22 protein-coding genes are annotated in these 21,739 nt (G+C 71.5%); 6 read left to right on the top strand and 16 right to left on the bottom strand.

Annotated features, from left to right (window positions below; genetic code table 11):
* Positions 1-3: 3 nt before the first annotated feature.
* The 5 genes from CCN44_RS07310 to hemL form a co-directional block, all read right to left on the bottom strand.
* Entirely contained in the window at positions 4-777 is a 774-nt protein-coding gene (locus tag CCN44_RS07310) for a cytochrome c biogenesis CcdA family protein (RefSeq protein WP_059251826.1), read from the bottom strand.
* 1 nt (position 778) lies between these two features.
* A complete protein-coding gene (locus CCN44_RS07305; RefSeq protein ID WP_189397094.1) occupies positions 779-1,369 on the bottom strand; it encodes a TlpA family protein disulfide reductase in 591 nt (196 codons plus the stop codon).
* Positions 1,370-1,467: 98 nt separating this feature from the next.
* Entirely contained in the window at positions 1,468-2,751 is a 1,284-nt protein-coding gene (locus CCN44_RS07300; RefSeq protein WP_059251822.1) for a polysaccharide deacetylase family protein, read from the bottom strand.
* A 155-nt stretch (positions 2,752-2,906) separates the two neighbouring features.
* Complete coding sequence (locus CCN44_RS07295) at positions 2,907-3,611, bottom strand: histidine phosphatase family protein (RefSeq protein WP_086697163.1); 705 nt, start codon at positions 3,609-3,611, stop codon at positions 2,907-2,909.
* The gene (hemL, locus tag CCN44_RS07290) at positions 3,608-4,927 is read right to left on the bottom strand and encodes a glutamate-1-semialdehyde 2,1-aminomutase (RefSeq protein WP_059251818.1); all 1,320 of its coding nucleotides are present in this window, start codon (positions 4,925-4,927) and stop codon (positions 3,608-3,610) included. The genes CCN44_RS07295 and hemL overlap by 4 nt, the downstream gene beginning before the upstream one ends.
* A gap of 608 nt (positions 4,928-5,535) precedes the next feature.
* On the opposite strand from hemL, the gene CCN44_RS07280 reads away from it, so the two are divergent.
* On the top strand, positions 5,536-5,973 hold the full coding sequence (locus tag CCN44_RS07280; protein WP_003974483.1) for a hypothetical protein: 438 nt from the start codon (positions 5,536-5,538) through the stop codon (positions 5,971-5,973).
* Positions 5,974-6,190: 217 nt separating this feature from the next.
* A complete protein-coding gene (locus CCN44_RS07275) occupies positions 6,191-6,691 on the top strand; it encodes an NUDIX domain-containing protein (RefSeq protein ID WP_086697162.1) in 501 nt (166 codons plus the stop codon).
* 269 nt (positions 6,692-6,960) lie between these two features.
* On the opposite strand, the gene CCN44_RS07270 is transcribed toward CCN44_RS07275, so the two are convergent.
* Positions 6,961-7,386, bottom strand: a complete 426-nt coding sequence (locus tag CCN44_RS07270) for an ArsI/CadI family heavy metal resistance metalloenzyme (RefSeq protein WP_086697161.1) — start codon at positions 7,384-7,386, stop codon at positions 6,961-6,963.
* Between the two features lie 28 nt (positions 7,387-7,414).
* Positions 7,415-8,782 carry an FAD-dependent oxidoreductase gene (locus tag CCN44_RS07265; protein ID WP_086697160.1) on the bottom strand — a complete coding sequence of 456 codons (1,368 nt, stop codon included), beginning with the start codon at positions 8,780-8,782 and terminating at the stop codon, positions 7,415-7,417.
* Between the two features lie 167 nt (positions 8,783-8,949).
* On the opposite strand from CCN44_RS07265, the gene CCN44_RS07260 reads away from it, so the two are divergent.
* A complete protein-coding gene (locus CCN44_RS07260) occupies positions 8,950-9,324 on the top strand; it encodes an ArsR/SmtB family transcription factor (RefSeq protein ID WP_059251810.1) in 375 nt (124 codons plus the stop codon).
* Positions 9,325-9,569: 245 nt separating this feature from the next.
* On the opposite strand, the gene CCN44_RS07255 is transcribed toward CCN44_RS07260, so the two are convergent.
* The 3 genes from CCN44_RS07255 to CCN44_RS07245 are packed head-to-tail and all read right to left on the bottom strand — an operon-like array spanning position 9,570 to position 11,766.
* Positions 9,570-10,625, bottom strand: a complete 1,056-nt coding sequence (locus tag CCN44_RS07255) for an ArsO family NAD(P)H-dependent flavin-containing monooxygenase (RefSeq protein WP_086697159.1) — start codon at positions 10,623-10,625, stop codon at positions 9,570-9,572.
* Entirely contained in the window at positions 10,622-11,410 is a 789-nt protein-coding gene (locus CCN44_RS07250) for an aquaporin (protein ID WP_086697158.1), read from the bottom strand. Before CCN44_RS07250 ends, CCN44_RS07255 begins: the two co-directional genes overlap by 4 nt.
* A gap of 41 nt (positions 11,411-11,451) precedes the next feature.
* Positions 11,452-11,766, bottom strand: a complete 315-nt coding sequence (locus tag CCN44_RS07245; RefSeq protein WP_059251806.1) for an ArsR/SmtB family transcription factor — start codon at positions 11,764-11,766, stop codon at positions 11,452-11,454.
* A gap of 69 nt (positions 11,767-11,835) precedes the next feature.
* Here CCN44_RS07245 and CCN44_RS07240 point away from each other — a divergent pair, with 69 nt between their 5' ends.
* Positions 11,836-12,255 carry an arsenate reductase ArsC gene (locus tag CCN44_RS07240; RefSeq protein WP_086697157.1) on the top strand — a complete coding sequence of 140 codons (420 nt, stop codon included), beginning with the start codon at positions 11,836-11,838 and terminating at the stop codon, positions 12,253-12,255.
* 495 nt (positions 12,256-12,750) lie between these two features.
* Here the strand turns inward: CCN44_RS07240 and CCN44_RS07235 are convergent, their stop codons facing one another.
* The 6 genes from CCN44_RS07235 to CCN44_RS07210 form a co-directional block, all read right to left on the bottom strand.
* Complete coding sequence (locus tag CCN44_RS07235; protein ID WP_237481866.1) at positions 12,751-13,464, bottom strand: hypothetical protein; 714 nt, start codon at positions 13,462-13,464, stop codon at positions 12,751-12,753.
* 83 nt (positions 13,465-13,547) lie between these two features.
* Complete coding sequence (locus CCN44_RS07230) at positions 13,548-14,018, bottom strand: hypothetical protein (protein ID WP_059251802.1); 471 nt, start codon at positions 14,016-14,018, stop codon at positions 13,548-13,550.
* Between the two features lie 108 nt (positions 14,019-14,126).
* A complete protein-coding gene (locus CCN44_RS07225; protein ID WP_059251799.1) occupies positions 14,127-14,807 on the bottom strand; it encodes a hypothetical protein in 681 nt (226 codons plus the stop codon).
* On the bottom strand, positions 14,804-16,456 hold the full coding sequence (locus CCN44_RS07220; RefSeq protein WP_202430268.1) for a polyprenyl synthetase family protein: 1,653 nt from the start codon (positions 16,454-16,456) through the stop codon (positions 14,804-14,806). The genes CCN44_RS07225 and CCN44_RS07220 overlap by 4 nt, the downstream gene beginning before the upstream one ends.
* On the bottom strand, positions 16,449-17,534 hold the full coding sequence (locus CCN44_RS07215; protein WP_059251797.1) for a hypothetical protein: 1,086 nt from the start codon (positions 17,532-17,534) through the stop codon (positions 16,449-16,451). Before CCN44_RS07215 ends, CCN44_RS07220 begins: the two co-directional genes overlap by 8 nt.
* 166 nt (positions 17,535-17,700) lie before the next feature.
* Positions 17,701-19,341 carry an NHL repeat-containing protein gene (locus CCN44_RS07210; RefSeq protein WP_237481863.1) on the bottom strand — a complete coding sequence of 547 codons (1,641 nt, stop codon included), beginning with the start codon at positions 19,339-19,341 and terminating at the stop codon, positions 17,701-17,703.
* A gap of 680 nt (positions 19,342-20,021) precedes the next feature.
* Between CCN44_RS07210 and CCN44_RS07200 the strand changes: the two genes are divergently transcribed.
* Both CCN44_RS07200 and CCN44_RS07195 read left to right on the top strand, forming a co-directional pair.
* Entirely contained in the window at positions 20,022-20,654 is a 633-nt protein-coding gene (locus tag CCN44_RS07200) for a hypothetical protein (RefSeq protein ID WP_059251794.1), read from the top strand.
* A gap of 20 nt (positions 20,655-20,674) precedes the next feature.
* Positions 20,675-21,541: a lamin tail domain-containing protein gene (locus CCN44_RS07195; RefSeq protein WP_059251793.1), complete on the top strand. Its 867-nt coding sequence runs from the start codon at positions 20,675-20,677 to the stop codon at positions 21,539-21,541.
* Positions 21,542-21,739 lie beyond the last annotated feature (198 nt).

The following is a 21,739-nucleotide window of genomic DNA, read 5'->3' as shown; positions in this document are numbered from 1 at the left end:
CGATCAGATCCCCACAGTGAAGCCGTCGGACCAGGTCTGCATCTCCTGCACCAGGCGGTCCCAGGCCCCGGTCAGCAGCAGCGCACCGGTCACGATCATCATCGTGCCGCCGATGCGCATCACCCAGACATAGTGGCGCTTGACCCAGCCGAACGCACCGAGCGCCTTGCGGAAGGCGATGGCGGTGAGGACGAAGGGCACGCCGAGGCCCAGGCAGTAGGCGACGGTCAGTACCGCGCCCCGGCCGGCGCTCGCCTGCTGGGAGGAGAGGGCGACGACGGAGGCGAGCGTGGGGCCGATGCAGGGTGTCCAGCCGATCCCGAACAGGGCGCCGAGGAGGGGAGCGCCGACCAGGCCGGTGGCGGGGCGCTTGTGGAAGCGGAACTCGCGCTGGGTCAGCCAGGGCATCAGGCCCATGAAGAAGACGCCCATGAGGATCATGAGCACGCCGAGCACCTTGGACAGGGTGTCCTTGTACTCCTGCAAGGTCGAGCCGAAGAACCCGAACAGGGCCCCGCCGGAGACGAAGACGGCGGTGAAGCCGAGGACGAACAGGGCGGCGCCGGTGGCCATCCGCCCGCGCCGGGCCTCCGCCAGGTCGGTGCCGGCGACGCCCGTGACGTAGGAGAGGTAGCCCGGCACCAGCGGCAGGACGCACGGCGAGAAGAAGGAGACGAGACCGCCGAGCACGGCGACCGGCAGGGCGACCAGCAGGGCGCCGTTGAGCACCGTCGAGTTCCTGCCCGTCTCCGCCGCGAGCGTGAGGAGTGTGCTCACGTCACTTCTCCGCGAGCACCGGCTTGAGCATCTTCAGCAGGGTGGTGTCGTCGAGCGCCTCCAGGGCGCGCGCGGCGACCTTCCCGTGCCGGTCGATGATGAGCGTGGAGGGGATGAGCTGCGGGTTCAGCGTGCCCTTCTTGAAGCGGAGCATCAGCTTGCCCGTGGGGTCGTACAGGCTCGGGTACTCGACCCCGTGCTCCTTCTCGAAGGCGACCGCGGGGGTGGTGCTGTTGTCCCGGGTGTTGATGCCGACGAACTGGACGCCCTTGTCCTGGTACTCCTTGGAGACCTTGGCGAAGTACTGCGCCTCGCTCCGGCACGGTCCGCACCACGAGCCCCAGACGTTGATGACGACGACCTTGCCCTTGTAGTCGGCGACGTCCAGGGTCTTGCCGTCGATGGTCTTGCCGGACAGGTCCGGGGCCGTGGCGCGCTTGCCTGCCGGGACGGTGTCGATGCCGTTGCTGCCGGTGACGAAGTTGGTGTCGCCGCCACCGCCGGAGATACCGCCCTTACCGCACGCGGAAAGGGTCAGGGCCGCGACGGCGGCCACAGCGCTGAGCAGGACGGCGCGGCTACGGGTACTCATGTGAAAAGTTTCGCATGCCTGTTCCGGGGATCTCGCGCGCCCCCCTGCCGGGCGGAAAACCGCATTTCAGGGCGTATTTACACGGGACATTCCGGACATCAGGCCGCGTTGGAGGAGGCGGACTTCGTGTCCCGCAGGAACTCCTTCCAGCCGCCCGTCGGCTGCTGCCCGACCCCGAGCGTGCGCAGCTTGGCGAGCACCTCGGGCTTCTGCACGTCCATCCAGTCCACGAACTGCCGGAACGAGACCAGCCGCACGTCGGCACCCTTCTCCTTCTCGCGCGCGATGTGCTGGAAGGCCTCCTCGACGGCGTCCATGTAGATGCCGCCGTTCCACTGCTCGAAGTGGTTGCCGATGAAGAACGGTGCCCGATTCGTCTCGAATGCTCGCTTGAATCCCGCGATGTACGCCTGCGCCGACTGCTTGCGCCAGCCCGGGTAGTTGTGGGCCGGCGCCTTGGTGGAGTTCACGGACTGGTTGGCGAGCATGTTGTAGTCCATGGACAGGACCTCGAAGGAACGTCCGGGGAAAGGTATCTGCTGCAACGGCAGGTCCCAGATGCCCAGCTTCTTGTCCGGCCACGTCTGACGGCCGCCCGGCGAGGAGGCGTCGTAGCGCCAGCCCAGCTTCTTCGCGGTGGGCAGCAGGTTGTTCTGGCCCAGCAGGCAGGGCGTACGGCCGCCGACCAGCTCCTTGTCGTAGTCGAACGGCAGCGACGGCAGGTCGGTCCAGCCGGTGTTGGTCCGCCACTCCTTCACGAACGCCTTCGCCTGCCGGATCTCGCTGTCCCACTGCTGCGGCGTCCAGTTGCCGACCGTGCCCGAGCCGGCGCAGAAGTGCCCGTTGAAGTGGGTGCCGATCTCGTGGCCCTCCAGCCAGGCCCGGCGCACGTTCTTCAGCGTGGCCTTGATGTGGTCGTCGGTGAGGTAGCCGATGTCGGAGGCGCCGCGCGGGTTGTTCGGGGGCTCGTACAGGCGCTTCTTCGACTCGGGCAGCAGGTACAGCCCCGAGAGGAAGAAGGTCATGCTCGCGCCGTGCTCCTTGGCCAGGTCCAGGAAGCGCGGGAAGAGGCCGTTGCCGACCTCGCCGGCGCCGTCCCAGGAGAAGATCACGAACTGCGGCGGGGTCTGCCCCGGCTCCAGCGGCTCGGGCTCGGCCGGCTGGTGCGGCTGCTTGCCGGTGAAGGAGGTGGAGCCGTCGCCGATGGGCCGCGCCGGACGCGTCTCGCCCTTGCTCCCCTGCTGGGTCCGGGAACCGTCCGGACGCCCGGCACCGTCCGAGGACGTGGAACCCCCGCAGCCGGCGAGCGAGGCGGCGGCCGCCGCGCCCGCGCCGAGGCCGAGGACTCCCCGCCGGGAGAGGGTCCGGGAGAAGGTGCGCATGGAAAACCCCGATTCGTCACGCCTGCTGGTGGTCACCCAGTCAGAGGGCGCGACGATCGGGGAGGTTCCGGTGATTCTTATGTTTTTCGCAAGGTTCCCGGCAAAAGCACCCTAAGTGACGCCAAACGGACGGTCAGTGCACCGGAGTCGGGCGGTCAGGCGCCGAACGCCTTGCCCTGCGCGGTGCCCTTGCCCTTCTGCGGCTTCGCACCGGCACGCAGATGGACCGGGACCAGGTCGATGGCGGGCTCGCTGTACCCGACCGACACGATCCTGTCCCCCTGATAGGTGAAAGTCGTCAGGGAGGCGAGCGTGCACTGCCGCTTGCGCGGGTCGTGCCACAGCCGCCGCCGCTCGACGTACGAGCGCACGATCCAGATCGGCAGCTGATGGCTCACCAGCACCGCCTCGTGCCCGCGCGCCCGGTCCTTGGCCGCGTTCAGCGCGCCCATCATCCGGACGACCTGGTCCACGTACGGCTCGCCCCAGGACGGCCGGAACGGGTTGACGAGGTGCTTCCAGTTCCCGGGCCGCTGCAGCGCGCCGTCGCCGACGCCGAAGGTCTTGCCCTGGAAGACGTTGTCGGCCTCGATCAGCCGCGCGTCGGTGTCCAGGTCCAGCCCGTGCGCCTTGGCGATCGGGGTGGCGGTCTCCTGCGCCCGCTCCAGCGGCGAGGCGCAGACATAGGTGACGTCCCGGCCGGCGAGGTGCTCGGCGACCCGCTCGGCCATCTGCCGGCCCAGCTCGGACAGGTGGTAGCCGGGCAGCCGGCCGTACAGGATCCCGTCCGGGTTCTCGACCTCGCCGTGCCGCATGACGTGGACGACGGTGATGTCCTTCTTCTCGGGGGAGGTGCTCATTCCGCCGTGGCCTCCGCAGCCGCCCGGGCCGCCGCCGGAAGGGCGTCGGCGATCTTCTGGATGGCCCGCTCGTCATGGGCCGTGGACACGAACCAGGACTCGAAGGACGACGGCGGCAGGTACACGCCGTTCGCCAGCATCGAGTGGAAGAACGCGGTGAAGCGGTACGACTCCTGCCGCTTGGCGTCCTCGTAGTCGCGCACCTGCCGGTCCGTGAAGAACACGGAGAACATGTTGGAGGCGGTCTGCAACCGGTGCGCGACGCCCTCCTTGCTCAGCGCCTCGGTGACCAGGCCCTGGATCTGCGCGGACACGGCGTCCACCGTGTCGTACGCGGCGTCGTCCAGCAGGCGCAGCTGGGCGAGACCGGCGGCGGTGGCGACCGGGTTCCCGGAGAGGGTGCCGGCCTGGTACACCGGCCCGGCGGGCGCGAGGTGGGCCATCACATCGGCCCGTCCCCCGAACGCGGCGGCGGGGAACCCGCCGCCCATCACCTTCCCGAAGGTCATGAGGTCGGGCTTGACGCCCTCCACGCCGTACCACCCGGCGCGGCTGGTGCGGAACCCGGTCATCACCTCGTCCGAGATGAACAGGGCGCCGTTCTTCCGGCAGGCGTCCTTGAGCCCCTGGTTGAACCCGGGGTCCGGCGGCACGACGCCCATGTTGCCCGGCGACGCCTCGGTGATCACACACGCGATCTCACCCGGGTGCCGGTGGAAGGCCTCCTGCACGGCCTCCAGGTCGTTGTACGGCAGCACGATCGTGTCGCCGGCCTGGGCACCGGTGACACCGGGCGTGTCGGGCAGCGCGAAGGTGGCGACGCCGCTGCCGGCCGCGGCGAGCAGCGAGTCCACGTGCCCGTGGTAGCACCCGGCGAACTTGATCACCTTGGACCGCCGGGTGAACCCGCGGGCAAGCCGGATGGCCGACATGGTGGCCTCGGTGCCGCTGCTGACGAGCCGCACCTGCTCGACGGGCTCGACCCGGGCGACGATCTCCTCGGCGAGCGCGACCTCGCCCTCGCCGGGCGTCCCGAAGGACGTACCACGGGCGACGGCCTCCTGGACAGCGGCGATGACCTCGGGGTGGGAGTGCCCGAGGATCATGGGCCCCCAGGAGCAGACGAGGTCGACGTACTCGCGCCCGTCGGCGTCGGTGAGGTAGGCCCCCTTGCCCGACACCATGAACCGGGGCGTGCCGCCGACGGCGCGGAAGGCGCGCACCGGGGAGTTCACTCCGCCCGGGGTGACGACGGAGGCGCGGTCGAAGAGCGCCTGTGAGACGGGCGCGTCGTAGGGATAGGGCGTTTCGCTCATGGCACTCATGACGTGCGGCTTCTCCGGCTTCTCGGACTCCGGTTGCGGGGTGACCTCCTCAGGGTAGGCCGCGGCCCGGCCGGACCGCGGGCTGCCTCCGGATCAGAGCGGCGGCATCCGTGATCTGCGAGACTGAGACCTGATACACAAAGCCCCTACGCACGTACTCATCAGGGCCGGATGATCAGGGCCGGGAATTTCCCGCGTGGACTGTTGTTCCACCGCACGTTTCGGCGGGCGGCCGTGGGGGAGGTCACTGACACGATGATCGGGTTGCGCGGCGGGGGCCACGCGTCCTAGAAAAGCAGTCGGGTGGAGATATGCATCGCGGTGGCGGACTGGGCGAGGGGACTGATGACCTGGGTCCTCGACGTGCCCGGCGGGGAAGGCACCGGCGCGACGCGGAGGAAACGACCGAGACACGGCAGAGCGACGCACGTCAGACACAGGGTGTACCGAGTGAGCCCGAACGGTACGACCGGCAGATCGACCGGGAGCTCGACCGCGAGCTCGACCAGCGGCGCGAGCGCAGGCTGGACCGGCCGACCGAGCGCCGGCTCGACCACCGGGCCGACCGCCTCCGGGCGGGGAGCAGGAATGGTGGTCGGGTGGGGGTGACGTACAAGTACTTCGGCGCGCCGGACGGCGCGACCGCGGCCCGCGTCCCCATCTCGATGCGTCCCGAGGAACTCGGCGGCGACGAGCTGGGCATGAACGGCATGTTCACCAAGATCAAGCCGGAGACGATGGCCGCCATGGTGCTGACCGGCATCGAGGGCGTCCCCCTGCACAAGGTCCCGCCCCTCGAACTGGTCGTCCTGCACCCCGACTACGCGGTCGTCAAACTCCCCATGACGGTGGTCGACCCCCTGCGCGGCATCGGCGAGGAAGCGGTCGGCGCGGCGGCGTTCATCTGGTCGACGGTCCCGGACCGCGGCGGCCCGCGGGACGCGTTCAACGTGTACCAGTTGCTGCACGAGTGGCAGGACTTCAGCCATCGGTTGCATGAGGCGGGGCATCAGCCTTATTGCCTGGTGTGGCCGTGACCTAGGTTTCGCGAGTCGAGGGCGGGGTTCTCAGGGCCCCGCCCTCGTCGTGCGCCGGGTGCCGGCCCGCGCGGCGGGCAACAGCGCGGTCCGAGCCGGCACCTCGACCAGGTGCTCGGCCAGCAGTCCGAGGTGAGGATCGGGCGGAACCAGGGCGGTCGCCCGGCCGCGAGAGGCGCTCGCCTGACATCCCCACCCGGCCGATGAAGGGACACCTGTGGCTCAGCCGACAACCGATGACCGGCCCAAGGCGCTCAAGCCCGCCCTGGAATCCATGACCCTGCTGGTCGGCGCCGTCATCGTCCACGACAAAACCACCCACCGCGTGGTCCTCCTCCAGCGCAGCGAACAGGCGAAATTCGCCCAGGGCATGTGGGACCTGCCGGTCGGCAAGAGCGAGCCCGGCGAGCCGATCACCGCGACGGCCGTCCGCGAGCTGTACGAGGAGACCGGTCTGACCGTCAAGCCGGAAGCGCTCAAGGTCGCCCACATCATCCACGGCGCCTGGGGCGTGGAAGCCCCCAACGGCTTCCTCACGGTCGTCTTCGTCGCCCACGAGTGGTCCGGCGAGGTGGAGAATCGCGAACCCCACAAGCACGCCCGGGTCCGCTGGGTCGACACCGACGCCATCCCGGAAGAGTTCGTGGAGACCACCGCCAGCGCCCTTCATCGCTACCTCAGCGGCGGGCCCCAGGTGTCGCTGGACGGTTGGAACTGACTGGACGCCTGTCGTTCGAGGCGAGTGCCGCCGGGCGCCATCGCGTTCACAGCATCACGCACTGAGTGCATTCTCCCGGCGGCGCGGCCGAATATCCGAGACGCCTCGCCGCTCGCCTACCGGCAGGGAACGCTCACGGCGACAGCCGATCCAGACGTACGGCGCGGCTTCACCGCCCGGCGCACGCGAGTGACGCAGGGGGTTGGCAGGGCGCCGCGCAGGGGTGACCGGTTCCCCTACCGGTCACGGCCCCACTGGCGTGGAGGTTGTCAGGACGTGGCGGCCGGGTCGGTGCAGCAGTTGCTGTCTTGCTTCTTGCTGAGGCTGTCGGCGTCGGCTTTGACGACGTACACCTCCCAGGGCTCCTGGCCGGGGCCGTGGACCCAGACCTTGTCCTGAAGGGCGTAGCAGCAGGTGGTGTCCGCTTCCTCGGTGGTGGTCAGGCCGGCCTCGCTCAGGCGGGTGGTCGCGGCGTGGACCGACCCGGTCGATTCCACCTCGACGCCGAGGTGGTCCAGGCGGGTGGTCTCTTCTGCGGTGCCTTCGATCAGGACGAGCTTGAGCGGGGGCTCGGTGATGGCGAAGTTGGCGTAGCCGTCGCGGCGCTTGGCGGGCTCGGCGCCGAACAGCTTGCTGTAGAAGGCGACCGAGGCGTCGAGGTCGGGGACGCGGAGGGCGAGCTGTACGCGGGACATGGTGTTTCTCCTTGCGTGGGTGAGGAGTTCAGCAGCCGCCGGAGGCGGCGTTCGGCATGCCGACGCCGATCTGGACGGTGGCCGGGGCACCACAGCAGCCACCGCCTTCGGCGACCTGTGCGGCCTCGGGGTCGTCGTAGCGGCCGGCACCGCCGCACACACCTGTCTCCGGCAGGGTCAGCTCGACGCGCTCGGCGGCCTCACGGTCACCAGCGAGCGCCGCGACGATGGAGCGGACCTGCTCGTAGCCGGTCAGTGCGAGGAACGTGGGCGCCCGGCCGTAGGACTTCATGCCGACCAGGTACATGTCCTGCTCGGGGTGGGCGAGTTCGTTGACGCCGTGCGGGGGGACGGTGCCGCAGGAGTGGACGTTCGGGTCGATCAGCGGGGCCAGCGCGGTCGGGGCCTGGAGGCGTTCGTCGAGGCCGAGGCGGACCTCGGAGAGGAAGGACAGGTCGGCGCGGAAGCCGGTCAGCACGATGACCTCGTCGACCGGGTCCAGGCGGCGGCCGTCCTCGGCGACCAGGACGAGCCGGTCGCCGTCACGTTCCACGGCCTGTGTACGGAATCCGGTCACCGCGCTCGCGTGGCCGGCCTCGACTGCGGCCTTGGCGCGCAGGCCCAGGGCGCCGCGGGCCGGGAGTTGGTCGGCCTCGCCGCCGCCGAAGGTGTTCGCGCCGATACCGCGCCGCAGGACCCACGCCGCGTGGGTGCCGGGTTCCTCCTCGGCCAGGTCGGCGAGGTGGGCCAGCGCGGTGAAGGCGGAGGCGCCGGAGCCGACGACCGCGGTGCGCTTGCCCGCGTACCGGGCGCGCACCGCCGGGTCCCGCAGGTCGGGGACGCGGTAGGAGACGCGGCTCGCCGCCGCCTTCTCGCCGAGGGCGGGCAGGCCGTCAGCGCCCATCGGACCGGGCATGGACCAGGTGCCGGAGGCGTCGATGACGGCTCGCGCGCTGATCCGCTCCTCGCGGCCGTCGGCCAGCTCGATGTGCACGGTGAAGGGCTGCTCGTCGCGGTCGGCGTCGACGACGCGGTCCCGGCCGGCGCGGGCGACGCCGGTCACGGTGGCGCCGTAGCGGACCTTGCCTCCGAGGACGTCGGCGAGCGGCTGCAGGTACCGCTCGGCCCAGTCACCGCCGGTCGGGTACGCCGCGCTGTCGGGGCGGACCCAGCCGGCGGGGGCGAGAAGCTTCTCGGCGGCCGGGGCGATGACCTCGGCCCACGGGGAGAACAACCGCACGTGCGCCCAGCCGCGCACGGCGGTCCCCGCGGAGGGGCCCGCCTCCAGGACCAGCGGTTCGAGGCCACGCTCGACGAGGTGGGCGGCGGCAGCGAGGCCGACGGGACCAGCGCCGATGACGACGACGGGCAGCTGGCCGGTGGCGGGCGCGTTCACGGTTTCCCCTTTGCTTCGACGTTTGTCGATGGCTTGTGCGGTCAGCATGGCACCTGATTCGACAAGCGTCAACATAGACATTTATCGAAGCATGCGTTCCCCGTCACCCTCGCTCACACGACTGAGACGCCTCACCCGTCTGGTTCGACATGTGTCAACATAGATGCATGTCGAACAACAAGGTGCTGCCGTTGGCCGAGCCGGACTCCGACGCCGCGGCGCCGTGCTGCCCACCCCTCACCGAGCGCCCGTTCACCGCCGACGAGGCCGAGACGGCCGCGCGGATGTTCAAGGCGCTGGGCGACCCGGTGCGGCTGCGGCTCTTCTCCGCGGTGGCCTCGCACGAGGGCGGCGAGGCGTGCGTGTGCGACATCTCCGACGTGGGCGTCTCCCAGCCGACCGTCTCCCACCACCTGAAGAAGCTCAAGGAGGCCGGCCTGCTGACCTCGGAGCGACGCGGCACCTGGGTGTACTACCGGGTGGAGCCGTCCGTGCTGGCCGCGATGGGCAAGCTGCTGACCATCGCGCCGGCAGCGGTCTGACCTCGACCACGATCCCTGGCAGTACGCCACTTGAAGCGGCGCCGGCGCCTTGTGCGGTGCCCCGGTGGAACCTGACGCACATCGCGCACCATGTCGAACAGCAGCCGGCCCCACTCGGCGCGGGCGCCTACCGGCAGCTCATCGGCCTCGGAGAGCAGGAGCAAGCGGGCTCGATCGGCCCCCACCGGTGCCTGCGCAAGCAGCGGTACGGAGAAGTGGACCCCGCCGAGTTCGGCGACTGGCGCCTACCCGAGCGAGGCAGCGATGTCACGAGCGGCTTCCCGAGCCGGCCGCCCGACCCCGATCAGCGTGGCCGAGGCCGGGCCGGTCCAGTCGCCGTAACCGAGCAGGTGCAGGCGCGGCTCGCCCACCGCACGTGTGCCTTCGACGGCGATGCGACCGTGGCAGTCCCGCAGCCGGAGCGGTGCCAGGTGCGACAGCGTCGGCCGGAAGCCGGTGCACCAGATGATCGCGTCCGCCTCGGCGCGCGTGCCGTCGGCCCATTCGGCCCCGGTGGGGGTGAGCCGCGTGAACATCGGTGTCGACCTGAGCAGGCCCCGGTCGCGGGCTTCCCGGACGGGCGGTACGGCGACGATGTCCCCGAGCGAGGCGACGCCGCCGGTGTCCGTGCGCCCTTCGTCGAGGGCACGGCGGCGGGCGGTGGCCACGTCGAACAGGGCGCGGCCGTTGATGTCGTCGGGCAGGAAACGGGGTGGGCGCCGCGTGACCCAGGTCAGCTCGGTGTCGTGGGCGAGGTCGGCGGCGATCTGGGCGCCGGAATTGCCGCCGCCGACCACGATCACGCGGCGGCCGGCGACGTCCCGGGGTCGCCGGTGATCGACGGTGTGCAGCTGACGGCCGCCGAAGTCTCCGCGGCCTGCGGTCGCGGGCAGGAAGGGGCGCCACCAGGTGCCGGCGGCACTGATCACCGCTGCTGCCTGCCAGGTGCCGGAGTCGGTCTCCACTCGCAGGAGTCGGCCGTCCCGGTGGACGCCGAGGACGCGTACGGGCCGCTCGACGGGCAACTCGTACCGCTTCTCGTAGTCGGCGAGGTACTCCACCACGTGCTGCGCGTCGGGGTAGGTCGCGCCGTTCTGCGGCGGCATGAGACGGCCGGGCAGGGAGGAGTACGCGGCCGGGGAGAACAGGCGAAGGGAGTCCCAGACGTGCTGCCAGGCTCCTCCCGGGGTGGTCTGGGCGTCGAGGATGACGAAGTCGACGCCCAGCCGGCGAAGGTGATAGCCGGCGGCAAGCCCGGACTGGCCACCACCGATCACCACGACCGGAGCCGTCCGCGTCATTCGGCGGTTTCCCGGCCGGGCATGAAGACGAGTGCCACCAGCGCCAGTCCGACCACGACTCCGACGAGCTGCATGCCGATGAACCCCGCGACCGACGCGGGAGCGATGCCGGCGAAGGTGTCGGTGAAGGCGCGGCCGATGGTCACCGCCGGGTTCGCGAAGGACGTGGACGAGGTGAACCAGTACGCAGCACCGATGTACGACGCCACCGCCACGGGGGCGAAGCGCAGGCGGTCCGTGCGGGCCAGGCCGAAGATCAGCAGGATCAGCCCGGCGGTCGCGACGACCTCGCCCAGCAGCAGATGGCCGGCCGATCGGTCGTGGGTGGACCACTTCACCAGCGGTTCACCGAACATCGCGTCGGCCAGGACCGAGCCCGCGATCGCACCGGCGATCTGAGCGGGGACGTAGGCCGCCACCTCGCGCGGCGTGACGCCGGGGCCGCCGCGCCGGGCCGTCCACCACTCGGCCAGGGTGACGGCCGGGTTGAAGTGCGCACCGGAGACCGGGCCGAACAAGGTGATCAGGACGCCGAGCCCGAAGACGGTGGCCGTGGAGTTGGCGAGCAGTTGCAGACCCACGTCCTCGGTCAGTTCCGTGGCCTGGATGCCGGAGCCGACCACGATCGCGACGAGCGCCGCCGTGCCGACCAGTTCGGCGGCGGCCTTGGCGAGGAGCGGAGGCCGCCGCGGCGGTGTCGCGCCCGGGGCGGGCTGCGGTTCGACGTCGGGGGCTGTGGGGGATTCCCCTGTTCTGCCGTGCTGGTCGGCCTCGGTGGCGGTCAACAGGACTCCTCGGTGCAGGTCGGTCACCGTCAAGGCGGGGATCAGGGACAGGACCGCTTGACGTGGTTCTCGGCGGTGGCGCGCGCGGTCTCCGCGAGGTCGGCGAACCGACCGGCGAGCGCGGCGATGACGTCGGGCTTGAGCCGGTAGTAGGTGAACCGGCCGCACGGCTCCGTCTCCACCACCCCTGCCTCGCGCAGCACCCTCAGATGGTTGGAGAGGTTGGTCTGCCTGGCCCCCGTCTCCTCGATCAGGTGCGTCGTGCAGAGCGTCTCCTGGGCGAGCAGGGTGACGATCCGGAGGCGGAGCGGGTCCGCGAGAACCCGCAACAGATCAGTGTCGACTGACGTCAGCATGGACTGATACTTTCACATCATTCCTGGCTGATACCAGCCTGGGCTGATCCACTGACGAAGGAAGAACCGATGTCCTCCAGCCCGCTCGCCTCCGTGCTGTTCGTCTGCATCCACAACGCCGGGCGTTCGCAGATGGCCGCCGGCTTCCTCTCCCACCTCGCGGGCGACCGGATCGAGGTCCGCTCCGCCGGCTCCGTGCCCGCGGACCAGGTCAACCCGGCCGCGGTCGAGGCGATGAGGGAGGTCGGCATCGACATCGCCGACCAGCAGCCCAAGGCCCTCACGACCGAGGCCGTCCAGGCGTCCGACTACGTCATCACCATGGGCTGCGGCGACACCTGCCCGGTCTTCCCCGGCAAGAAGTACCTCGACTGGGCCCTGGAGGACCCGGCGGGCAAGGGCGTCGAGGCCGTCCGCCCGATCCGCGACGAGATCAGGAAGCGGATCGAGGCGCTGATCACCGAGATCGACGCCCAGCAGGAGGTGTGACGGCGTCGACGTGCTCTTCGAGTGCGCGCTGCGGGCGAGCGGCAGCATGGCCGCAGCTCCGGCCGCGTAGACCCCGCATTACCTGCCGCAGCGAGTGCAAGTGCTTCGACGGCCGCGCACGGCGTGGGCGGGCCCACGGCGGGGTTCTCAGGACCCCGCCCTCGTCATGCGCCGGGTGCCGGCCTCGCGCATGGCACCGGCGTCGACCCAGTGGACCTGTCCAGGCAGCGTGGATGGCGTGTGGAACTGGCTGAGCACCTCTCGTCGGAGACAGGTGCGGCCGGATGCCGGTGTGCCGGGACGGATGCGACGCTCACGTCACCGTAGGAATGCGCACGCCGAACGGACCCGAGGGGCGAACCATGCGCCCTGGCTGTGTCCTCGTGGCCTCTCACCAGAGGGCACCCTGCTCGCCCGACGGACCGGTACGGGGCCGCAGGGCCCTGCGCACCGGCCGGCGGGGTGTGCCGGCCGGCGCGCCGGCTCATCGTCTCGTCATCCGAGGACCGAGGACGAGTCGCAGCCGAGGCTGGCGCGGCTGGCGACGGTGAAGGAGATGCTTCCGGTGTTCTCCCAGATGTTGTTGATGTTGGCGAACAGCCACCGCGTGGTCAGGCTGTGGTCGGCCGAGGAGAGGGTGGCCGTCCGGCCCTCCGTGCCCGGCCTGATCCGGAACCTGACCACGGTGTCCCCCAGTTTCTGCGGCGGCGTCTCCTGGGCGCTCAGGGTCGTCCCGGAGAAGGTGCCGGGACCCGTCACCGATTCCACATCGGCCACCGCCATGACGGAGGCCAGGTTGACCCGGTGGACGTGGTACTGCGCCCCCACGGGGTTGCGCGTGGTCTCCGGACGCCACCTGAACGTGAACGTCGATCCCGGTGCGATCCGACCGCCGAACGGGTTCGGGTACGACGACTCGTGGATCGTGCCCTCGCCCAGCCGGCTGCCGAACACGTTCCGCCAGTAGAACCCGGGGTTGAGCCACGCGTTCCCCGGCCGGATGCACTCCGGGTCACGCGCCGCCGCGGCCCGCGTCGCAGCGGCAGGCTGTGCCTGCGCTGCCGCGGCGTCACCGGGGACCACCGACGCCAGCAGCAGCGCCGCGGCAAGTGCCCCCAGTCCCCACGCTCCCCGGCGCCCGCGCCGGGTCCGCGACGGCGACCAGGCGGCGCCCCTGCTGCGGGCCGGGCGGTTTCCTGCTTCGTACACGCTTCAGCCTTTCTCTGCTGCGCGTCCTGTCGGTGGCTCCGGGGCGAGCCGCGGAGCCACCGACGGGCCGGTTCGTGGGGAGATCAGTCCTCGTCGGGGTCGAGGACGCGGCCCTTGAGCTTGATCGGGCTGGCGGCGCCCACCTTGAGCTGGCCGTCGGTGTAGCGGCCCGGCGTCGCGCCTTCGACGGCGGTGACCTGGGCGGCGTAGCCGAGGCACTCCTGGTTGGTGGACAGGTACGGGTTGTGGGTGAAGGTCAGGGTGCGGCCCCCGTCACCGAGCGTGCCCTGGGTGGTCTCCAGGTTGCCCTTCGCCTGGAGCGTGTTGACGTCGTGGTAGGCCCAGGACAGCCAGCCGGTGAACACGAAGCCGGTGGGCGCCTTGAGGGTGATGGTGACGTCGCCGGGGTTCACCGGGTCGGGGACGGTGCTGAGGATGCCGAAGCTGAGGTGGGCCGGCACCCCGCCCGGCGCGTCCTCGACGATGCCCTGCTGGAGGATGTACAGCTTGTTCTCGGATCCCGGTTGGACGGGGGCCTGTGTCTGCGTGGCCATGGGTGTCCCTTCTGAGGATGGGTGTGTCCGCGTGCGCGGATCCGCCGGTGGCGGGCTTGGGGACCGGCCCGCTCATGGACCGTCGGGGGCGGGGACGGGCGTCATGAGCTATGCGGGTGGCGCGGTGTCGGTCGGTGCGTGGTCGGCCAGGAGCGGGCCGAGGACGGCGAGGGCGCCGAGAGCGATGTCCTCGTAGAGGTAGAAACCCGCCTCCAGCGGCGGCAGTTCGGTGACGGTGTCGTCCGTGACGGGTTCCGGGTCGGTGGCGTAGCCGGCGTCGTCGTCGGGGGCGGCACGCGGTCCGAGCAGGTCGGTGAGGTCCTGCGCGGCGCCCAGGAACGTGCTGCGGGCGGTGGTGGTCAGCAGGCGCAGCGGAAGGTCGAAGGCGGCGGCCGTGCGCGGGCCGGGGACCAGTTTCGCCGCCCCCGGCGCCTCCGCGGTGGCGGCGGCGAGCAACTGCACGGGAAGCGCGCAGGCGGAGACGATCCGCTCGGCGGGCATCACGGGCGGGGGGTCGCCGTCGACCATGAGGTCCTCCCACTCCATCAGGTCGAAGAGGAACTGGCCGCCCTTGTAGAGGGGCCAGGGCCGGACGGTGTCGAGCAGGAGGCGGGCGCGTTCGGGGTCGTCCCGGCGCAGTGCCACGCCGTGCCGGGCCAGGGTGCACAGGCACTGGCGCAGACTGCTGTTGACCTGGCCGAGGAAGGCGAAGGCCCGGTGGTCGGTGGGGGTCAGCGGGCCGGCGGCGGTGGGATCGGCCGGCGGGGACGGGGGCATGGTGGTGGTCACAGTGGCCTTGAGGTGACGTAGTGGGCGATCTGTCGCAGCACGGCTTTGCCTTCGTTCTCGGGGATGATCCGGAGGTCTTCCTCGAAGCGGGCGATGCCCTCGGCGGCGAGCCGGTCGGCGAGGTCGGTGGCGTACTCGATGGAGCCGTGCCGGCGCATGGCGGCGAGGAGTTCCTCGGCGTGCTGCTGGGTCTTGTCGGTACGGCGCTGCCGCAGGACGTCGAAGAGGCGGGGGCGCTCGTGGGCGTACGCGGTGCGGAAGAGGTGGATCAGCATCACGGTGCGCTTGCCTTCGAGCAGGTCGCCGAGGGGCTCCTTGCCGTAGAGGGCCTCCTCGCCGACCAGGTTCAGGATGTCGTCCTGGATCTGGAAGGCGATGCCGATCAGGCGGAACGCCTCGTCGAACCGGCCCAGTACGGCCGGGTCGGTGACGCCGGCGCAGACGGCGCCGATGCGGCACGGGCTGATGCAGGTGTACCAGCCCGTCTTCTTGGTGCTCATCGTGAAGTAGGCGTCGTCGGTCTCCGGGACGACCTCGTGGCGGATCCAGCCCAGTTCCATGGCCTGGCCCTCGATGGACTCCCGGCACATGTGCACCGCCTCGTGGATGAGGCCGAGGGTGTGCACCAGGCCGAGCGTTTCGAGGTTGGACAGGACCGCGTCGACGGCGAGCAGGTTCAGGCCGTCGCCGACGTTGACGGCCAGGCCCAGGCCGTGTTCCTCGTGCATGGTCGGCAGGCCGCGCCGGTGCGTGGACTCGTCGGCGATGTCGTCGTGGACGAGGAAGCCGTTGTGGAACAGCTCCAGTGCGGCGGCGGCGCGTACGGCGTCGTCGGGGCGCCCGCCGAAGGCGGCGCACGCGGCGATGGTCAGGGTGGGCCGCAGTCCCTTGCCCTGGCGGGCGGGGTAGGAGCGCATGAGGTCGTACAGCTCGGCGCGCGGCTCGCGGTCCGGCAGCAGCCGTTCGATCTCCTCGTTGGTGCGCGCCCGGCACCGGCGCATGGTCTCCATGAGGTCCGCGTCGCGGACGGTGTCCTCCAGCGACCAGCTGGTGCTGGTGCGGCCGTCCCAGAGCATGCGCGGCGCGGTGACGGTGGTGTCACCGATCAGCGCGGGCGGTGCGGGCGCGTCCTCGGGCGAGCGCCGGGCGAGGAAGTCCAGCGCGGTCCAGTCGACCGGGTCGGCGGCCGGTTCGCGGGCGGCGGGTGTCGCGCTGCCCCACAGCTGGGGGGCCTGCTCGCGGTAGGCGCCCCAGAGTTCCTGCATGCTGCGCAGGCCCGCCGCGCGCTGGGACAGCAGGGTGAAGGCCCGCCAGACGGCGAGGGTGTCGTCGCGGGAGCCGCGGACGTCGAGGCTGTCGGACAGGACCTGGTCGACGGGCGCGCGCTGGAGGTCGAACAGCAGGTTCATGGCCCGGTTGTCGAAGGCGACCTCGACGTCGGGGTCCGGGCAGCGGTCCCGGTCCACCACGAGACGGCTGTGCCGCGCGGTGAGCGTGGCGTGGCTGCCGTCGTTGAAGTGCAGGCCGAGCCGGATGCCGCGCAACTGGTCGGCGGCTGCGGCGAGGATGGCCGGCGCGCGGTCGGACAGGGCGGTGACGGTCTCGTCCAGCAGCCGGGCACCGGTGAAAGCGGGGGCGGTGTCAGTCATGGGCACCCCCCGCGAACTCCACGATGCCCTCGGTACGGAAGCCGATGCGGCGCCCGCCGATCCGGCCTTCCACGGTGCACGGGCCGAGGGTCTCGTGCACGCTGAACGGGTGCAGGCTCGTCTCCGACGGGTTGGCGATCCGGCCCGCCGTACGCGAGCGGAAGTCGAGGACGAGGCGGTCGTCACCCAGCCGGGCGGTGATCAGCAGCCGGCCGGGCACCGCGGCCATGGGCGGGGTGCCCAGCAGGTCCGCCAGCGGCGGCACCGTCGCCACCCGGCCACGGTCCAGGCTGCCGCTGACCGCGACCCGCAGATTGCGCCGCGGGAAGTGCCGGATCATGCGCCCGTCGCGCCACAGCATCACCGAGCCGTTGGCCGCGTCCGCCGGGTACGCGGGCTGGATCAGGGTGAAGACGACCGCCGAGGGCGGTGCGGCATCGGCGGGTCCGGAGGGGGCGTTGACGAACCCGAACACCCAGCCGCCGAGCGTGGGCCAGGACCACCGGCCGCGCACCCGCTCGTGGTAGCCGAGCAGATCCGTCTCCGTGACCGTGCCGTCGCCGTGCCGCAGGGTGCCGGTGCCCAGGACACCGGGCTCCGACTGCCAGCGCAGGTGCTCGTCCTCGCCGAACGGCGCGCACTGGGAGGTGCAGGGCCTGCTGGTCCGGGTCAGCAGCACGTCGGCGGCCGGGGCCGCCGACCGGGCCGCCACCCGGAACGCGCCGGCCTCGCCGCGCGGGTGCGGCAACCGGAAGGCGGACCAGGGCAGTTCGGGCTGTTCGGCGTTGAACTGTGTCGCGCTCCAGCCGTGCCCCTCCTCGTAGACGAGCAGGATCGCCATGTGCTGCCCCTCGGCCGCCGTACCGGTGCCGCTGCGGCGCCCGGCGGCCGGCGCTCCCGGGTCCGCGAAGACCGCGCCCGTGGAGGACCCCAGGACGGACAGGTTCGCGATGAGTGCCTGCCGACCGCACCGGGACAGGAACGCGTAGTGCAGCCACTTGCGGTCGAGCGGATGGGCAAGCGGGGCGTACGGGAAGGGGCCTGGGGGCCCGAGCCTCGGGAGGGTGGGCGTGAACACGTTTCGAACGCTAACTCAAAGTTGCTGCTTTACTGCAACGCGTGACCGTCACGAGGGTGACCTGGGAGCACAGAAACGATTACTTCCGTATTCAGGGTTTGAGAACGCAAAGGGCCGCCCATGGCGGGGTCCGCCACGGACGGCCCATGGCTCGTGCGCGCTCCGGTCAGTCCTCGTCGTCTCCGAGCACGCTCGCCTTCAGGCGCACGTCCGGCCCGCCCGCGACAACCGCCCGCCCGTCGGTGTACCGGCCCGGCTCGGCGTCGTCCAGAGCCCGGATGCCGAGCGTGTAGACCAGGGCCGCCGCCGGGTGGCCGGGGGTGTTCAGGCGGGGCTCGTCCGTGACGGTCAGCGATCTGCCGTCGTCCCGGACCGTCCCCGTCGGCTCCCCGCCGGGCAGCACCGTGCGATCCGCGCGGTAGTACGCGCAGGTCACCCGGCCGTCGAAGACGAAGCCCGTCGGGGCCGTGAAGCGGTGCTCCACCCGCCCAGGGGCCCAGGGATCGGTGGAGGAGACCCGCACGTGGAGCAACTCGCTGCCGCCGCGCGGGACTTCCAGGCCGACCTCCTGGCGGACCAGCAGCCGGGCGGCCGGTACGGTCACGGCACCGCCGTCGCCGTCCTGCGCGCCGCCGGATCCGCGGTCCGGTTCCGGTTCTCGCTCCGGTTTCTGTTCCGGTTCCGGCTTCGGTTCCGGTTCCGGTTCCGGTTCCGGCTTCTCGGCCCCTTCCGGCTCGGTGTCCTGGGAGGGGGCGGCGGCGAGGGGCACGGCCGCGATCCGGTGGTGGAAGTTGTCCGCCACCAGCAGCCGCCCGGCCGGGTCCGCGGCGAGACCGCACGGGTAACGCAGCGCGCTGCCGGCGACAGCATCGGCCGCCTCACCTGCTGCCGGGTCGGGTCCCGCGACGACCCGGGCCGCTCCGTCGGCCAGCCGCCACACCCGGTGCCCGTTCAGATCGGCGACGTAGACCACGCCCCGGCCGTCGACCGCCACCGCGCACGGGGCGCTCCAGTCGACCGCCGTGGCGCCGCCGCCTCCGTCCGGCGGTCCCGCCACTGCCCGGAGCGACCCGTCCGAGCCCAGCAGCAGCACCCGGCGGCCCGCCGGATCGGCGATGTACAGCTGCCCGGCCCCGTCGACCGCCAGGCCCGCGGGCAGGAACGCCTCACCGGCGTCGGCCGCACCGGAGCCGCCGGACCGGCCGGACGCCGCGACGACCGTGCTGATGACACCGTCGCCGCCGATCCTGCGCACCCTGCGACCGCCCGCCTCCCCGATGTACACCGATCCGGCGCCGTCCACGGCCACGGCGCACGGCGCGTCCAGCCGGGCACGGCCGGCGGGGCCGCCGTCGCCCACGCCGCCGTCGCCGGTGCGGGACCCGTCTCCGGCGACGGTGTCGATGACACCCGAGGGGTCGATCCGGCGGATCCGGTGGTTCATCTCGTCGGCGACGAGCACGGCTCCGTCCGGGGCGACGGCGAGCGCGGACGGGAAGCCGAGGCGGGCGCGCACCGCGCCGGCGCCGTCCCCGGCGAAACCCCGCAGTCCGTCGCCGGCGATCGTCGTCAGCGTGCCGGAGCCGTCGATCCGGCGGATCCGGTGGTTGGCATGGTCCGCGACGAAGACCGCGCCGGCCCCCACGGCCACGTCCGCGGGGAAGGCCAACTGCCCTTCCGGGGCGGACCCGCCGTCCCCGGAGAACCCGGCCGTGCCGTTGCCCGCCACGGTCGTCGGCGGCCCGCCCGCGTCCGGTGCGTCCGGTGCGTCCGGCGTACGCCGCCGCGCCGCGGCCTTCGCCGTCACGCCGGCACCGCCCGGCACCCGCGCGGCCGGTCCCCGATGGCGCCCGGCACCTCCGGCCTCCACGGCCTCGTCTCCCGCATCTCCGTCTCCTTCCGAGCCCTCGTTGGCGTTTCCCCTGCATACCGGCCGGACGGGCACCTCAGGAGCAGCGCACCGAGCGTGCCACCCGCACGAGGGAGGAGCCGCGGACGACGGACGGCGACGGGATCCGTACGGGCGGACAGCGGAGGGCGCCCACAGAGGCGGAGCGCGCAGGCGCGCAGGAGCGGACGGCACGAGGCGCCCGCGCCGTCAGCAGGGCGCGGGCCGGCGCGCTCCGCTCTGCACCCCTGCGCTTCTGCCTGCCTCAACTGCACTCGAACAAGTGACGCAGAATCGATTCGGCATTCCAAACGGGGGAACAGCGGCATACCGCCCCCGGGTCCGGGCTAACGATGGACGCGGATGACAGCCCGGTGCGTGCCGCGATACCTGAGCGAACGCTCCGCTCGAAACCGCAGGCAGTTCCGCGTTCTGCGTTCCGCCTTCCGGACGCAGCTCCCCATGACGTTCCGCGTTCGGTGAACCGCGTGGTGCGCGGTGCCGGCCCCTGCCCGCTTCCTGCGGGCCGGGACGACCCGCACCAGGACGTCGCTCCCTTTCGTCGCACGCTTCGCTCACAGCCCCAGGAGGACTCGGAGATGACCACCGACGTGCAGACCAAGAAGGACGCCTACAAACGGGGGGAGGAACAGGGACGCGCCGACGCGCTCGCCGGGAAGCCGTACGCCGACCCGCCACGGGACGGTGCGCGCGGCGAGAAGGACCATTACGCGAACGGCTACGACTGGGGTTACGAGCAGGGCCGTGCCCAGAACGAGCAGGGCCAGGACCAGAAGCTCGACCTCGTGGTGTGGCAGGAGGGCGGGGTCGAGGACGCTCCCGGGGGCCTCGGCACCACCATCAACGTCTGCGTCCGCACGCCGAACTGGAGCGAGACGGTCGACGCCGGCGAACGCGAGCACGTCTTCACCGCCCCCACCGGCTTCCGCTGGAACGGCACGGTGGGCGCCCAGTACAAGCGCATGAACCAGACCACGGGCGGCAACCTGCCCCCCGTCCAGGCCAAGGTCAGCGACGACGGGCGCACCCTGACCTTCACCTACCACGTGCACCTGAACACGAGCGACCAGGACAAGGACTGCATCGTCTACACCTGCGGTCTGGAAGCGGTCGACGGAGCCCCGCTCGGCCGCCACACCGACGGCGTCGCCCAGGTCGGCACCGCGCCCCCGGCCAAGCTCAAGGCCGAGGTCATCGAGGACGAGGACTGAGAGAGCGGGAGCCCGACACCATGACCACCGTCGTCACCTCCGGCGTCTTCTCGTCCACCAACCCCGGCATCTCGCCGGTCAACGGCCTGGGCACCGACTACATCCAGTGGGGCAGCGCGGGCAGCCAGAGCGGGTACCAGTTCCGCGGTGAGGCCGCGGACGTCCAGCTCGACGGCACCGAGTTCGTCATCGGTACCTTCGTGCACCGCAACAAGCCCACGACCGTCAGTCCGAGCCAGTTCGACGTCCAGCTCACCATCAACGTCATGTTCGAGGACGGCAGCACGACCGATCTCGACTTCAGCTTCCACCACAACGAGACACCGAACAGCACCGGCACCAGCCCCGCGGACGACGACCTGGTCGACCTCCAGACCTTCGTCCACCCCCGGCCCGTCACGATCGACGGCAAGCAGTACCGGGCGGTGCTGAGCGGGTTCAAGCGCGACGGCCAGATCGTCCGGCAGTTCCGCAGCCCGGAGGACGGCATCAACTTCGCCGACGTGGTCTGCATGTTCACGCTCGACGAGCCCGACGTGATCATCTCCGGCCTGCGCTACCAGGGCACGAGCGCGGGCCAGGCCGACGAGTACGTCGAGATCCTCAACAAGGGCGGTGCGCCCCAGGACCTGACCGGCTGGAAGGTGGAGGCCAAGCCCACCGGGTACGCCTTCCCCTTCCCCCCGGGGACGGTCATCCAGCCGGGCCAGCGCTACCGCGTCTACACCGACGAGAACCACCCGCAGTACGGCGGCTTCTCCTTCAGCTCCTCCGACGAGGTCTGGCGGGACCAGGGCGGCATCGCCCGCCTGGTCGCGGACGACGGCTTCGTCGTCGACCAGTCGCCCTACCTCGACAAGGGCTTCAACAAGAGCGGCACGCCGTAACCGGGCCCCGTCGCCCCTCAGGGACCGGTGGGGCACGGCATCCCCACCGGTCCCTGCCGGTGCCCGGCCAGGGGGGAACGGGCCACCCTACGGCCGGGCCCGCCATGTGAAATGCCCCGGCCAGGCGGGGGAATTGCTGGCCGGGGCGGTTCGGGGAGGTCCTGGGGGCGGGTCAGGACCGGTCTCTTATAAACATCT

Source organism: Streptomyces tricolor (assembly GCF_002155905.1).
Classification (GTDB): Bacteria; Actinomycetota; Actinomycetes; order Streptomycetales; family Streptomycetaceae; genus Streptomyces; species Streptomyces tricolor.
The sequence above is the reverse complement of the archived record's forward strand: the minus strand, read 5'-3'. Positions and strand labels throughout refer to the sequence as shown.